At 39.6% G+C, this 14,605-nt stretch carries 9 protein-coding genes and 1 tRNA gene; 9 read left to right on the forward strand and 1 reads right to left on the reverse strand.

The genetic code is table 11. The features are described 5' to 3' along the window. The first annotated feature begins 350 nt into the window (after positions 1-350). The 5 genes from yidC to lgt all read left to right on the forward strand — a co-directional run bounded on the left by yidC (position 351) and on the right by lgt (position 7,180). Positions 351-2,861 (forward strand): membrane protein insertase YidC, encoded by a 2,511-nt coding sequence (yidC, locus tag CSEC_RS06300; RefSeq protein WP_041017611.1) that lies wholly within the window; start codon positions 351-353, stop codon positions 2,859-2,861. Positions 2,862-3,034: 173 nt separating this feature from the next. Further along, complete coding sequence (locus tag CSEC_RS06305) at positions 3,035-4,408, forward strand: DnaA ATPase domain-containing protein (protein ID WP_041017612.1); 1,374 nt, start codon at positions 3,035-3,037, stop codon at positions 4,406-4,408. Positions 4,409-4,490: 82 nt separating this feature from the next. Continuing rightward, positions 4,491-5,816, forward strand: coding sequence for an adenosylhomocysteinase (gene ahcY, locus CSEC_RS06310; protein ID WP_041017613.1), 1,326 nt, complete (start codon positions 4,491-4,493; stop codon positions 5,814-5,816). A 125-nt stretch (positions 5,817-5,941) separates the two neighbouring features. Next, positions 5,942-6,016 (forward strand) — tRNA-Pro (locus tag CSEC_RS06315). Positions 6,017-6,079: 63 nt separating this feature from the next. After that, positions 6,080-7,180, forward strand: coding sequence for a prolipoprotein diacylglyceryl transferase (lgt, locus tag CSEC_RS12680; RefSeq protein ID WP_053331844.1), 1,101 nt, complete (start codon positions 6,080-6,082; stop codon positions 7,178-7,180). Here lgt and CSEC_RS06325 read toward each other — a convergent pair. Continuing rightward, positions 7,177-8,742 carry an alpha/beta fold hydrolase gene (locus CSEC_RS06325; RefSeq protein WP_041017614.1) on the reverse strand — a complete coding sequence of 522 codons (1,566 nt, stop codon included), beginning with the start codon at positions 8,740-8,742 and terminating at the stop codon, positions 7,177-7,179. The genes lgt and CSEC_RS06325 overlap by 4 nt on opposite strands. Positions 8,743-8,995: 253 nt before the next feature. Between CSEC_RS06325 and CSEC_RS06330 the strand changes: the two genes are divergently transcribed. The 4 genes from CSEC_RS06330 to CSEC_RS12685 all read left to right on the forward strand — a co-directional run bounded on the left by CSEC_RS06330 (position 8,996) and on the right by CSEC_RS12685 (position 14,605). Next, a complete protein-coding gene (locus CSEC_RS06330; protein WP_041017615.1) occupies positions 8,996-11,638 on the forward strand; it encodes a hypothetical protein in 2,643 nt (880 codons plus the stop codon). 128 nt (positions 11,639-11,766) lie between these two features. Next, complete coding sequence (locus CSEC_RS06335; RefSeq protein ID WP_041017616.1) at positions 11,767-13,398, forward strand: PP2C family serine/threonine-protein phosphatase; 1,632 nt, start codon at positions 11,767-11,769, stop codon at positions 13,396-13,398. A 180-nt stretch (positions 13,399-13,578) separates the two neighbouring features. Further along, positions 13,579-13,914, forward strand: coding sequence for a 2Fe-2S iron-sulfur cluster-binding protein (locus CSEC_RS06340; RefSeq protein ID WP_053331845.1), 336 nt, complete (start codon positions 13,579-13,581; stop codon positions 13,912-13,914). Between the two features lie 94 nt (positions 13,915-14,008). Next, on the forward strand, positions 14,009-14,605 hold the full coding sequence (locus CSEC_RS12685; RefSeq protein WP_237559216.1) for an iron-sulfur cluster assembly accessory protein: 597 nt from the start codon (positions 14,009-14,011) through the stop codon (positions 14,603-14,605).

Here is a 14,605-nt window from a genome sequence, read left to right on the forward strand (position 1 = left end):
TCAGTCAACAAATCGAATATCTATATCTAACGCTTCTAATTAATAACATGAAAACAACAGAATAGGACTGCTCTTGCTTTTTAAGCAAGGGCGAGAAGAAAATTTATTTTTTCAAAACTTAAACCTTTTTTACGAAATTTGCGTTCGATTGAAAATATTGAGTCAATAAACACTTATTTAATCAACTTGCGGGTTAACTATTTCTTTGGTAAACTTTTGGCTTCGAAAAGAGACGAGGGTCTAGTCATTTTTATTCAAGGCCTTATATAACTTTTTTTTAACTCGTCTTCATTTTAAAATTAATTTTGCCTTTTAAGGCCAAACCCTAATCACCCCATTCGCTAAAATCTATGGATAAAAAAACTCTTCTTTGGGTCATTGCTTTTTCTGCAAGCCTCTTCGCAGTCAATCTTTATTTTGACTATAGAAACCAAGAAAGCCGCGAGCTTTGGATTAAGCAGCACCAAGCAGAAATCAATAAAAAAATCGAGCTAACAAAAGAAGAGATTTCTTTAGATAAACCGGCTGGAACATTAAACACTTCTCTTCTTTATGAAGATGATGCTCTTCAAAAGCCCCTTTTTAAAAGCGTTTCAAGCAAAGGTTCTTTTCTTGTGTTTAGAGAAAAAGATGCCCGGCTTCCGGAAAAAGCTTTTGTTAAAATAGAGGGGAAAACGGTCCCCCTTTCCCTTAAGAATAACGCCCTCGGAGAGGGTCAGCTTGGGCTTTATAGCAGAGATGAAAACCCCCTTTTAAAAATCGGCAATCTGCCTGATTTTGGCCGATATAATATTCTCTTCGTTTTTCCAAAAAACAAAGGTGAAGACTTTAGCACTACCTCTGCAAGCATTATAGATGGAAAGCTTGAATTCCCTCTTGCCAAGCTAAAAAATTATGCGGCGAGCGTTGAAAAGCTTGAGGCCCTAAAAAAAGACGGGATCCCATTCGAGCTTTTAGACAAGCCGGGTATCGCCCTAATACAAGTAAATGGAAGCTATTTACCCTTAGGTCTTTTGGCTGCAGGCAAAGAACATCTTCAACTTTTTAAAAATGACCCTAAAATCGATACTCTCATTGAAAAGGTCAAAGAAAAGGTTGCGTTGACTGATGAAGAAGGTGAAAAGTTTTTTGTCCTTGAAAACAAGACTCTTCAACTTGTGTTTTCAAATAGGGGGGGCTCTGTTGCCGAAATCAACCTTCCTTTTGAGAGCGAATCCAATCAGGAAAGTGTAGTTAAAATAACTGAGTTTGATAAGGAAATGGTGAGCGACCACCCTTACAATGCAAGATTTCCTGCCCACGCATTTTTTACTCCCGGCGAAAAAAGCGAAGGTCCTTTTGTTGAAAAAGAAGCCAATCAAATCGGCGGCTACTACCCCTTGATAAGACGCGACCTTATAGAAGCCGGTAAAAGAAAATCCCTACAGGTTCCGCCTCAATTCTATAGCTGCAACTTCGTTTCGGAATTTCCGGAGCTTTCCACGCAAATTTATAAAGCCACTTACTTCGATAAGGAAAAAATCGTTTTTGAAGCAAGCGATGGGCGAAGAAGGGTTGTAAAAACCTATACCTTGAACGAATCAAGCGCTCCCTATTGCTTTGATCTTCAAATAAAAATTGAAGGTGAAGCAAAAGGCATTTGGCTCACAAGCGGCGTACCTGAAGCTGAACTTATCTCCGGAGCTCCGGCGCCGGCCCTTAAATACCGAATGACTAAAGCCGGGACCCCTGAAGTTAATAAAATCGATCTTCCCACAGAAACCTCTACTTTTTCGCATGTTAATCCTGATTGGATCTCTAACTCCAACGCCTTTTTCGGCATCATTATGGATCCACTCACAGAAGTCGACCCCGGATTTAGAGTTTCTTATGTAGATGGAACCATAGTTCCTTCAAGGCTTGTAGAAATCGGAGAAGAATTTGAGCGTTTCAAAGCAAAAGATCTTCCCGGCTATCAAACCTACCTCCCTTTAAATAGCAAAGGGGGAACAATGAATTTTAGGTTTTTTGCAGGGCCTTACTCGACCCCCATTTTAAAAGCTGTGGATCTCGCCTACAGTGATCCAACCACAGGCTACAACCCGGATTATATTTCTTGCCAAGCCTACCATGGCTGGTTTGCATTTATTTCAGAGCCTTTTGCCAAGTTCCTCTTTTTCTTGATGAATATTTTCTACAATTTAACCGGCTCCTGGGGACTTTCAATTATTCTTTTGACTGTGGCATTAAGAGTGATGCTTTATCCTCTTAACGCATGGTCCACGAACTCCATGATGAAGATGCAAGAGATTGGCCCTAAAGTACAAGCCATTCAGCAGAAATACAAAAACGATCAGAAAAAAGCACAAATCGAGATCATGAACTTGTATCGCGAAAGCGGTGCAAATCCCTTATCCGGGTGTCTGCCTCTTTTAATTCAGATGCCTTTTCTTATTGGGATGTTCGACCTTTTAAAATCCTCTTTTCAACTCCGCGGCGCTTCTTTTATACCCGGCTGGATTGATAACTTGACCTCTCCAGATGTTTTATTCAGCTGGAAGACACCTCTTCCTTTAATCGGTAATGAATTTCACCTGCTGCCTATTATCTTGGGCGTCATTATGTTTATTCAGCCGCGAATTGCCTCCCCGCTTCCAAAAGATCCGGCCCTTTGGACTGAGCAGCAACGTCAACAAAGAGCGATGAGTTCGATGATGGCAGTTTTATTCACTTGGATGTTTTATAACTTCCCATCCGGATTAAACATTTATTGGATCTCCTCTATGCTGCTCGGCATGGTTCAGCAGTGGTGGATGACAAGAAAAAAAAATAAATCGGACCTTGTGGTAGTGGATAGCGGAAGCAAGAAAAAGACGAAGTAGCTAAAGTTTTTTAAGTCCGGCTTCTCTCAAATGAATTTAAGGTAAGCCGGATTTAAAGCGATATTAAGTTTAAATTTAGGATTTTTTTTCTTTGCGATAACTTTTCTAAGGGTTATTCTTAATATCGCTAAAGCTTAACGTTCCTTAAAAAACAAAGTCGAGTTTTTTAGTAGATGAAAGCCTGGGAACAATTCCTGACTTTGCAAGAGATTGAGATGGGAAAAGCCACTGTACAAAAATGGCTTCGCAATCTCAAGATTTCCCGTTTCGATGCTCAAAATCTTTTTTTAGAAGCTCAAGACCCTTTCCAAGCCATCTGGTTTGAAGAACAGATAAGAAAAAAAATTAAAGGGGGCATTCCCTTTAATGGCAAATTCATTAAAGTTCATCTAAATGTCGCCAAGAACCAGAAATTAAATAAAACTTTTCGTAAGAAGCAAAATGAGCCTCAAGAACTAGATACGTTCAAATTAAATTTTGATTCCTTAGACCCAAGCTTTCATTTTGATTCTTTCTTCCCCACAAAAGGCTCGCTTCTACCACTGAAAGTCTTATATGAACTGACAGGCTATCAATCGAAAGGCGGCTCTCTAAATCCCGCAAATGTCCATCACTCGCCTTACAACCCACTTTTTCTATATGGAAAAGCAGGTTCAGGTAAAACTCATCTGCTTATGGCTGTAGCTTTCGCTTTAAGACGGCAAGGTCTTAATGCCACCTATGTTAAAGCAGATACTTTTGCAGACCATGTGGTATCTGCCATAAGAGCGGGAGAGATGAGGCTCTTTAGAGAAGCTTATCGCTCTTCAGATGTCCTTCTTTTGGACGATGTCGATATTTTAGCTCGAAAATCGGCTACCCAAGAAGAATTTTTCCATACCTTTAACACACTTCATTTAGCCGGAAAATTAATTATTCTAACGGCTAATAAACCGCCAAGAGACCTAGATCATATTGAAAAAAGGCTTATAAGCAGGTTTGAGTGGGGCCTCTCACTTCCTTTGGAGCTACCCTCAAAAGAAGAAATGCGTGTCATACTAGAGGGAAAATGCGCACTTCTTGATATCCATTTATCTCCAAAAGTGGCTGATTTTTTTCTCACCACTTTTAAAAGCGGACCAAAAGCCCTTATTAGAGCCCTTGAAGCCTTCTCTCTAAGGACGCATATGAACGAAGATAAGAGCCTTGCAAAACAAGCCTCGCTTTATCCTCAAGCACTTGAGTCCTTAATCAAAGATTTAATCGACGATGAAGAAAAAAGCGTTTTAACAGCCGAAATTATCTTAAAAGCTGTTGCCGAGCATTTTGGCATAAGAATCGATGATCTGAAAGGACCCTCACAAGCAAGGGAATCTACTTTGCCAAGACAAGTCGCCATTTATTTTTTAAGATCAAAGCTCTCTTTACCTTACATGAAAATCGGGGATTTATTAAGCCGAGACCATTCGACCATTATGACAAGTTTTCGTCGAATTCAAAAAGGACTTGATTCTGAAGACGAAAAGATCGCACCTCTTGTTCGCGACATTGAAAAAGGGTTGATCTAAGCATTGTCTTCAATTTTTTCTTGATCGTTGAGCCTTATTTATGCAAGTCTGATTTTGAAGGAAAGTGAATAAGGTTATCTCCATGCTTCAAAAAAGAGATTACGAAATCGCAAAACATATTCAGCTTGGAAGCGAGGATGCAAATCAAACGATTGAGTTTGCAAAAAAGCAAATAGCCCTTGCAAGGCATGAAATGCCGGGCCTTATGGCATTAAGAGATGAGTTTAAGGATCGAAAACCTTTCCTAAAAGCCAAAATTACAGGCTGTCTTCACTTAACAATTGAAACTGCCATTCTCATTGAAACTTTAATTGAGTTGGGAGCCGATGTCCGCTGGAGTTCTTGCAACGTGTATTCCACTCAAGATGAAGCGGCAGCCTATCTTGCAAATAAAGGCATTCCTGTTTTTGCATGGAAGGGGATGAGCGAAGAAGAGTACTGGCGCTGCATTGGGAAAACTTTGGAATTTCCTTATGGCCCTAACCTTCTAATCGATGATGGCGGGGATTTGACAGCTTACGTTTTAGATAAAAGACCTGATCTTATCCCTTCCATAAAGGGAGTCTCAGAGGAAACGACAACCGGTATTCGCGCTTTGTGGAAGCGTTTTCATGAAGGCAAATTACCGATTGCTGCAATCGATGTCAATGACTCTGTCACAAAGTCCAAGTTTGACAACCGCTATGGCTGTCTTGAATCCTTGATTGACGGCATTAAGCAGGCCACGCACCTTATGATTGGGGGAAAAAAAGCTGTGGTGGCAGGTTATGGAGATGTCGGTAAGGGCTGCGCCGAAGCTTTACGGGCCTACGGCGCTCGGGTTGTAATTACAGAAATTGATCCAATTATCGCCTATCAAGCAGTTATGAACGGCTTTGAAGTGACGACCATGGATGAGGCGGCAATGGATGCCGATATCTTTGTCACAGCAACTGGGTGCAAAGGCATAATTCTTCCTCGTCATATGGATAAAATGAAAGACGGTGCGCTTCTTTGCAACATCGGTCATTTTGATGTTGAAATCGATGCCAATTACTTATTTACAAACCCGGAGATTGTGCATGAGGAGATTAAGCCCCTTGTTGATAAATTCACTTGGAAAAATGGTAAAAGCGTTCTCTTGCTTGCGAAGGGGCGGCTTGTGAATTTAGGATGCGCGAAGGGACATCCCTCCTTTGTTATGTCTAACTCCTTTTGCAATCAAGTTCTTGCACAGCTTGAACTTTGGGAATCGTCTAAAAAATACCCTCCCGGAATTTATCGCCTTCCAAGAATTCTTGATGAAAAAGTCGCTCGCCTTCATTTAAAACCGCTTGGTGTTAAGCTGACGACCTTAAATGATGAGCAAGCAGAGTATTTAGGCGTCCCGGTCAATGGTCCTTATAAAAGAGAAGATTACAGATACTAGGCAAACCTAAGATTTGTAAATTTTTTTTGCAAAAAGTTTTTTTTTGTTTTTCCTTTTCAATTTTTCTTGGTAAAATCTCGCATCTTATGCTAAAGTGAGTGTCAGATTTTTTTAGCGAATACTATCGGAGTATAGCGCAGCTTGGCTAGCGCGGCTGCTTTGGGAGCAGTAGGTCGGGGGTTCGAATCCCTCTACTCCGATCCGCTAAGGGAAATAGGCTCTTTACCTTTAGGGGTAAGGAGCTTTTTTTTTGGAGATCTTCTATGTTTTTAAATTTTTTTTTCTCAACCCTTAACTGGAATTCGAATCCAACTGCTTTTACCCTCCCCTATTTTGATTTAGAGGTACGATGGTATGGGCTTTTTTTTGTTGCGGGCTTCTACATCGGCTATCTTATGGTAGAAAAAAAAGTGAGGAATCTGGTTTCTTCTTCTTTTTACTTAAGAGACATCAAATCAGCTGATTTTTTTAATGAAGAGCTAGAAGGTCTCTTAGTAAAAAATAATGAGGAATCAAAGCTTTTTAAAACCGCTTTTTCCCATAATCAAAACTTGGATAAATCAAAACTTTTCAATAAGTTAAACACTCTTCTTATCGAGAACCCTTCTAGAATAACTAAAACCTTTTTTCTTAACGCATTTCCAAAAACCTTGTTTTCACCAAAAGAGCTCTCAAACTATTTCTCAGATCATTTGCTTTGGTATCTTGTCCTTGGCACGGTCATTGGAGCAAGGCTTGGGCATGTCTTTTTCTATGAATGGCCCTATTATCAAAATAACCTGCTAGCCATTTTTAATATCAGGGAGGGCGGCCTTGCAAGCCATGGAGGAACGATTGGAGTTTTATTTGCCCTTTTTCTTTTCTCTCAAACTACTTTAAAACGTTTTCCTGAGCTTTCACTTTTCAAGCTTATGGACATTTTAACTGTGCCCGTAGCCTTAGTCGTTTCCTTTATAAGACTGGGCAATTTTTTTAATCAGGAAATATTAGGAAAGCCAACAGATCTTCCCTGGTCAGTCCTTTTCCAAAGCCCGGCCTCCGGAGAAAGCCTTGTGCCAAGACACCCGGTTCAACTTTATGAGAGCTTAGCTTATTTTTTAAGCTTCCTTTTTTTATTTTTCCTTCCGGAAAATAAGCTTAAAGAGGGTCAGAAAGCCGGGATATTTCTAATTTTGATTTTTGGAAGCCGTTTTTTCTTAGAGTATTTAAAAGAGCCGCCAACAGCCCTTGTGTTTTCAGAAACGACATTGCTTACAGGACAACTTTTAAGCATCCCTTTTGTAGCCTTGGGGTTTTACTTTTATATAAGAAATAGAAAATCTCCACCTTCTTTTAAAAAACAAGGTAATTCACATGTGAATTAGTTTGAAAAAGCTTGCGTTAGGACTTTTTTGCAAAGATTTGTTATCTCAAGAAAGTGCTCCCTATCATAATCGTAGCTATAATTGTGGGGATTTTCGAAGAAACCTTCTTCCACTTTTTTCTTAAGATTCTCTTTATTGACTTTTGGAGGAGGCCTTTTTAAAAGCTCATCGGCCTCGTTTAAGATCCGCTCTAGGAACACTATCTCTTGAGGAATAACCTCTTCATTTACATCGCTTCTGCTTAGTTTCAATTTAATTTCCCTTAATTGTTTCATCTCCGATAAATAATTCTTAAGAATATCCAATTGGTTTTTTACAAGCGTGTCTAGCTTCTCTTTTATACTACTTTTTAACTCCTTTCTTTCATCCCGTCCAATTTCCGGATAGGCCTCTCTCATTCTTTCAATAAAGGCTCTATCTTCCCTCCCGAGTTGATGTTGTTCCTCTTCCGTAAGAGATTTTAAAAAATCTCTCATTTCTATCTCATAAACCACTAATTTGTCAGAGCCAACTCTTGAGATATAGCTTTTAACCAGGATATTTTCATAAAGAGGCCGCGTCGGGTCTATAATTTGACCCACCTTTCTTTGGATCAACTTTCTCAGTTTGACTCGCTTTGTTTTCAAAGTTTCAAGATCCTGGGTCGAGATATCTTTTTTTAATTTTTGCCAAAGAGAGATCGTTTTTGTGATCAATTGATCCTGGCTATGGGTAATTATACCGATATTGTCCTTCTTATTTTTGATGAACTTTTTCCACTGTTCTTCCGAATTAAGCTCCCACCCAAAGGATTTCATAAGAAAGCCGATGGGACGGCCGATAACAGGCAAAAGGCTAGAAGCTGTCTCAGCAAGAGAACCAAAGGATCTTGAAACCACAAGTCCAATTTTATCATTCCCATCTTTTCCAACAACTTGTGTCGCTATGCCACCGCCTAATGAATGGCCTAAATATGCGATGTCCTCATCGTTTATTCCAGCCTCCCGAAGCATTTCTACAGGTGTTTCAGCATCAATGATAAGGTCTTGAAGCCGCTCTAGCTGGCCTTTGCTTTCTAAAACCCCCCTATAATTAAATAATAGGACATTGGCACCCGATTTTCGGCCAATTTCCTTAGCCTCCTCCAGACAATTTTCATAGCACTGGCCATTCCCCTGAAGCATTATGATCCATTTTTGATCTTTTTTAATTTTTTGTTCATTTTTTTGGAAAATCAAGAGGCCGTCAAGATCCACCCCATCGCTTGTTTTCATTTGTAAGACGCTTGCGGTCTCAGGGTTATTTTTTAAAAAGTCATTCCGAATTCCCCTAAAGACTTTTTTATAAGAGGGTGGAACCCCCGGAAGGACAGCATGGGGAGCTACTTTGTCGACAATTAATTTTATCAGGGGAAGGATGCCAAGACTTAATATTTTGACCAGCAAGGAAAGACTTGTTTTATCTTCTTTGGCTTTAGGTTTTGCTTCAAAGGCGATAACCCTTTTTTCAAATAAGATGGGTTTAGATGTTTCTTGAGTACTTGGCCTAGAGACCGAAACCGAACCTAGTGGATCACCTTGCATACCTTTACCTTTATTTATTCAATTAGATTAGAAACGGAAATGTGTCTTTATTATAGCAAATGTATTTATTTGTTCTTCTTTAAAATTTTTTCTATTAAGAAATTATTAATAGACAAATATAATCTTTACATAAACCTGAAATAAAAAAAATGTTTTACGTAGATACTTAGTAATAGAGGTATGGATATAATTATTAAATAAAATATTATATAATATAATTAACATAATTTATTACTATACTAAGGGATTTATTATGCAAGCATTCTCATCGGATAAAACTCCTTCTCCCCAGGAGGGTGCCACCTTTGGAACCAGGCAATTCCCAAAACCGGACAAACCCCTACCCCCAGTTCCCTCTTCAACTTCTCAGATAGCAGCAGGAACACTCGGAGGAACGGTAACCACCCCCTCTACTCCTCAAGCCAATGTCGGTTCCGAACATTTGGGAGCAAACAATTTTACCAGGTTTTTACCCTCTAGAGAGTCTATATCCAACATGATTCATTCAGCTTGGGAAGCTGTCTCCAATAAAGCCTCTTCCGTCAAACAATCGGTGACCAAGGAAAACATACAAAAAGCCGGCGTTATTGTTTGGAATGTAATTAAAAGAGCCCCTTCCGAAATTGCGACAGCGTCTGTAAAACAGGGCCGGGAGATGAAAGAAGAGCTCCAGGAAAACTTAAAAGAAATGAAGGATTTCGGAATAAAGGGCTATAAAGCAGGTGTTGAGAAAACAAAGGCCGGCTACGAAGCTATTGTAAAGGTGATTGGAAAAGCCAAGAGAGCGGCCTCTGAAGCTTTCTCTAAACTTCGGGAATCTATTAATGAGTATAAGACAAAAAGACAAGAACTGCGACAAAGCCTAATTGAAAAAGCACCTCCTAAATCTAACAAACCTGATCAATCAACCATGCCAAGTGATAGTGGTTTCAGTGAAATTACGGAAGAGAAAGCAGAAGCGCTAATGGGAAGATCTATGGAGGATGTGGAAGCAAAAACACCCCCTCCGATACCTCAAAAGCCAAATCCGGAAAGGCTCGCTGAAATGAATAGAAACTTAAACGAATGGCGAAAGGTAGAGGTTGAGTCAGAGACTGTTGACCCATTTCCATCTTCCCCAAGAGAACCTAAGGGTAAAGAAAAGGATACCCTTTTTGCTTCTGCCCAATTTGAAGGCTATAAAGAATCCGATGTCCCACAAGAGGCTTTTGATCTTCCAGAACCCCCAAACATTCCCTTGCCTCAACCTCCAACTATAGGATCTGCTAAAGTTTCCGGCGACGAAACTAAAACTAGATGGAATCGCGGGCTATTGAATGGCGTAGCGGCAGCAATTTTCCGCCACCCCGTCCAATCGATTGTTAAACCTTTAGCTAACCGAGTAAAAGGCAATCCTGAAGAAGCGCACCTAAAAGCAGAAGAAGGCTCAAAAGCTGCTTTATCTGAAAAAGATAGGGCTCTTCTAGTAAAAAAGAATTATGAGGCTAATTTAGTTCGCCTAGGAGAGTATGGAGCGGCCTCGCAGGAAGCAAAAAAACTTGGAGATCAATATTCCATGGTTCTAAAAAAAGACGGGACCATAGTCGTAAAGAAAACTAAAAATCCAAAACAGCTAAAATCCGCCAATGCGGAGCTTGCCGATCTTATTCGTACAACTGCAAGTTTAGGTGCGGAACTAGGGTATAAATCGACAAACATTTTTGTACCGGGAACTGCAAGGCCAGGCTCCCCGGGCACTGAGCTAAATATAGCCGGTTTTATAGGACGTCTTGAAACAATGAAGCAAGTAGCTGAGGGAACCAAGTTAAATCAGAGCTTTGCAAGCTTTCAAACCAACGCAGGACCGGCTTATGCAAGTATTATGGCTACAAGAAAAGTCTTTGATTTTTTTGAGAACCCGAAAACTAAGGAAGTCTTCTTAAATCTTCATAAGTCAGTCCATGGGGATAATGAAGTAAGGTATGAAATTCAAGAAGGACGCGGTAATTATACGACTTTTAGCGATTTGATTGGTGATCCGGGTAAGCCAGGGTCAGGATCTATTGTCCGAGATGCCACAAGGATTCAAAACGAAAGTGAGGTTTTTTTAGCAGACCCCGAATCCTCTATCCTTGAGTACTTAAATGGAAGACTTCCTCTAGTTAGAAATGAGCTTCTCAAACGTGAAGGGATAATTCAAAAAGACTATGGCAGTCTTGAAGTTGCTAGAAAAGCCTTAAACGGCCCCTTGCAAAAAGAATATGACGACCTAAAAGCTGAATTAAATTTTGACAAAATAAAAAATGAAGAAGCTCAGCTTTCAAAAGAGGTTAGCGATCTCAAAGCAGCCCATGGGGACAAGGACGCTAGAGTGCTTGACGCACAAAAAAAACTTTCCGATAAAAAAGCGGAACTAGCCTTTGTAACTACAGAATTATCTAAAACTAAATATTCAGAACTTAGCGGAGAGTTAGATTATATAGACACAAGATCAGAATATGTGAAAAAGTATGAGAAATGGGTAACAGGTAAGAGTAAAGTCGACTTTACTGATAAAATTTTCGAGGAATATAGTAAGGTCGGTTCGACAGGCTATAATGACGCCCTCAATGCCCTTATTTCAAGCGGGGTAGCTGAAGATTTTAAAGCGTATTGCAAGCTTAATTACCCGAATTACCCAACTTTCCACTATTACGCAGGGCAATCTCCTTTAACAAAAGAGCAAGAGCTTCAAAACTTAGATACAATTAAGCACCTTGGTTCCGAATATTACGACCTAAGGCAAAAAATTCTCGAAAGTGTACATCTAAGTCGATTACAAGAAGGCGAGGCAGAAGGAAAAGGCGGTATTGACAATCTCTTTAACCTTCCTGTCTTGATACAAAAATTTATGAGTGACTATCCTCCCACAGTTTAATCCATCTATTTCCAAAGGAGCTAAATTAGCTCCTTTGGCTGTCAATAAATTATAATTGCTTCTTTTTTAATCCGTTAAATTTACAATTGGCTTCTTTGTTGTAATAACAGCTTAAGAAGGAGCAAAGTATGTTAGCCTTGGATACCGGTTCCTGCGGTTCAAGAATAGGAACTTTTCCCGAAGAAATGAATGAAAAAGAGCAAGGCAAGTTAAGTCCGCTTGAGGTTCGATCCCCTCTCTCTTTAAGACGCTTAGACCCATTTCCTTCCCCGAGAAGTAAAAGATCCGGGTCATTGAGAAATCTATTTTCTCCAAGAGAAAAACAAGAAGGTTATTCAGCAAAAGTAGTTCTTGAGCTTAGACAAACGATTGACCAAAAATGCGATAAATTGCTAAGGGGGAAGTTTAAAAAACTTAATGATCATATTATTTCACTAAAAAGAAATATCCTTACTTTATTAAAATTACTAAATCTTGAAGATTGTGATTTAAGTGAAAAAACAAACAAATTAGATCAATTTCTAAATTCCCTTTATGTTTTTTTGGAAGGCTTCTTAAAGAATAAGGCAGAGAAGATAAAGCTCTCAAATAAACTCTTCTTTGTCCGGGAGCTTTTACTCCCTTTAAATAATTCAGATCTTTTCCCAAAAGATCAAAAAAGTTCTATTTATAGCTTCTATTTTGGCAAATTTATTCCCCTAGTATCCTCCATAAGCTGGGAACATATCGATGAAGTTGGCGATTTTGCGATCTCCTCAATAAAAGATGAGCCTCTTAGTAAAAAACCGACATCCTTTCGGAACTTCAAAAGTGTCCTCTTTAATAACTATGGTCTTCTCCCTCAAGACTTTTCTTATTCCATAGAGACTGATGATGAAGAATACGTAGCGAGGTTCCAATTTGGAGGAAAATGGTACGAGATCCCGAAAAACTTACATATCATTTGCGATCCTGAACAAAGAAAAATGCTTTTTTTGGAAGCCACGACAGGAGCTCTTGAAAATCATGACCAATGTAAAATCGATGTCATTGAAAACTTTTTATTTTTGGGGCTAACCGACGGTTGCGGCCAAAATCGCGGGGCTACCGTTTCTGCGACAAGAGTTTTAGATGAGATCACCTCTTATTTAATAGTTTCAGATTTAAATAAGACCAAAACCGTAAAAGAAGCCTTAAAAATCGAGTTTGAAGCCTTGAAGCATACTCAGGAAATCCTAATTAAAGAGGCCGATGAAATAAGAGGCGATACGACCCTTACTTTTTGCTTGGTAAAGGGCAACTCTCTTACCGGGCTTTCTGTTGGAGATAGTAAAATTTTTATTTTAAGAAGAAGTGAAGGTGACTGGAAAATTTTTGATCTCGCCTCAACCACAAGGACCTCTCCTGAAGATTGCGGCGGAAGGCTCGTTGGAACCGGTTCAACTCCCGAACTTGCAGCCCTTGCTTTTTTTTCCTTTAAGCTTATGGAAGGAGATATTGTTTTCCTTTGCAGCGATGGGGTTTCCGATTGTTTTGATCCGGCTATTTTGAAAAACGGCTCCCCTTCTCTTATAAAAAATTTGGAAGACTTATTAAAAGAGAATTCTTGCAGAAATGCCGAAGAGATGGAGGACCTTCTTGTTAGGGAGCTCCAGCTTCGGACCTTTGAGGAAAAAAGACAGCTTTTCGCAGGGGCTAATAAAGTAGAACCCACTCAAGGCTCAGGCAAACTGGACAACGCCAATATGTGTTTTTATACCTATAAAAAAATGGAAAATTAAAAAATGTGCACGAAACTAGCCCTTTTTCCCAATCAAAGCGAGTTTCGAAAGAAGTCTATTGTTTTTTTTTTAAATTTCGTTCATAATGCTACCATTAATTTAATAAAATTTGTTGATAACAAGTTTTTTGCGGAAGTTTTAAGACATTACCCGCAAAACTGATAAGTTCTAGGAAATTCCATGGATAATGATTGCTGCCAAGAAAATGAAGAAAAAAAAGATGAACACAAATGTTGCAAAGCAAAGCTCATCTTTGAGCATGATAAGGAAGAAATAGAATTAGAAGACGGCTCCCCTATTGCAGAATTTTGCGAAGAAGCGGGCGTTCCTTTTGCTTGCACTGAAGGTGTTTGCGGCACTTGTGTAATTGAAGTGAAAGAAGGAATGGAAAACCTCACCGACCCCACTCAAGAAGAAAAAGATTTTCTTGGAGAAGACACAATGGGAGAACGTTTAGCCTGCCAATGCAAGATCAACTGTAAGAAAAATCCGGCGATTATTCGCATTTCATTTTGATTCTTAAGAAACCTTCTTTATGATTGGACTCACTAAAATCGTTTAAAATTTAATACCCTTATTCAATGAATGAGGGCTAAGAGAGGAAATAATTATGACGCAAAATCAAAATCCGGAAAAAGTCAATCCGATGCCAAAAATTCATCGGCACATGACAATTGATGAAATTTTAGGCTCTTTCCCTTCAAAAGCACAAAAGATTGCCCATGAATTGACACGCGCAGGCCTTCACTGCGTCGGCTGCCAAGCTTCTACCTGGGAAACTCTAGAAGCCGGGATGATGGGCCACGGTATGTCTGAAGCTTCTATCGAAGAGCTTGTCCGTCGCCTCAACAAAGTGTTAGAAGAAGAGGAAGGGGATGCTAAAACAATTACCCTAACTGAGCGCGCAGCTGAAAAATATAGAGAAATTCTTGAAAGCGAAGGCAAAGCCAATTATGGCTTACGATTTGGCGATAAGCCAGCCGGATGCAGCGGCTTTGAGTACACTCTTGATTACTCAGAAAAAGCAGAAGCTGATGACCTCGTTTTTGTTTCTCAAGGCATTGAGATTCACATTCGAAAAGGGGCTGCAGGAAGACTTCTTGGATCTGTTATCGATTATATCGATGCTCTTCAAGGTTCAGGCTTTAAAATCTCTAACCCCCACGCAAAATCATCTTGCGGCTGCGGAACTTCCCACGGTTACTAA

The organism is Criblamydia sequanensis CRIB-18 (assembly GCF_000750955.1).
Lineage (GTDB): Bacteria > Chlamydiota > Chlamydiia > Chlamydiales > Criblamydiaceae > Criblamydia > Criblamydia sequanensis.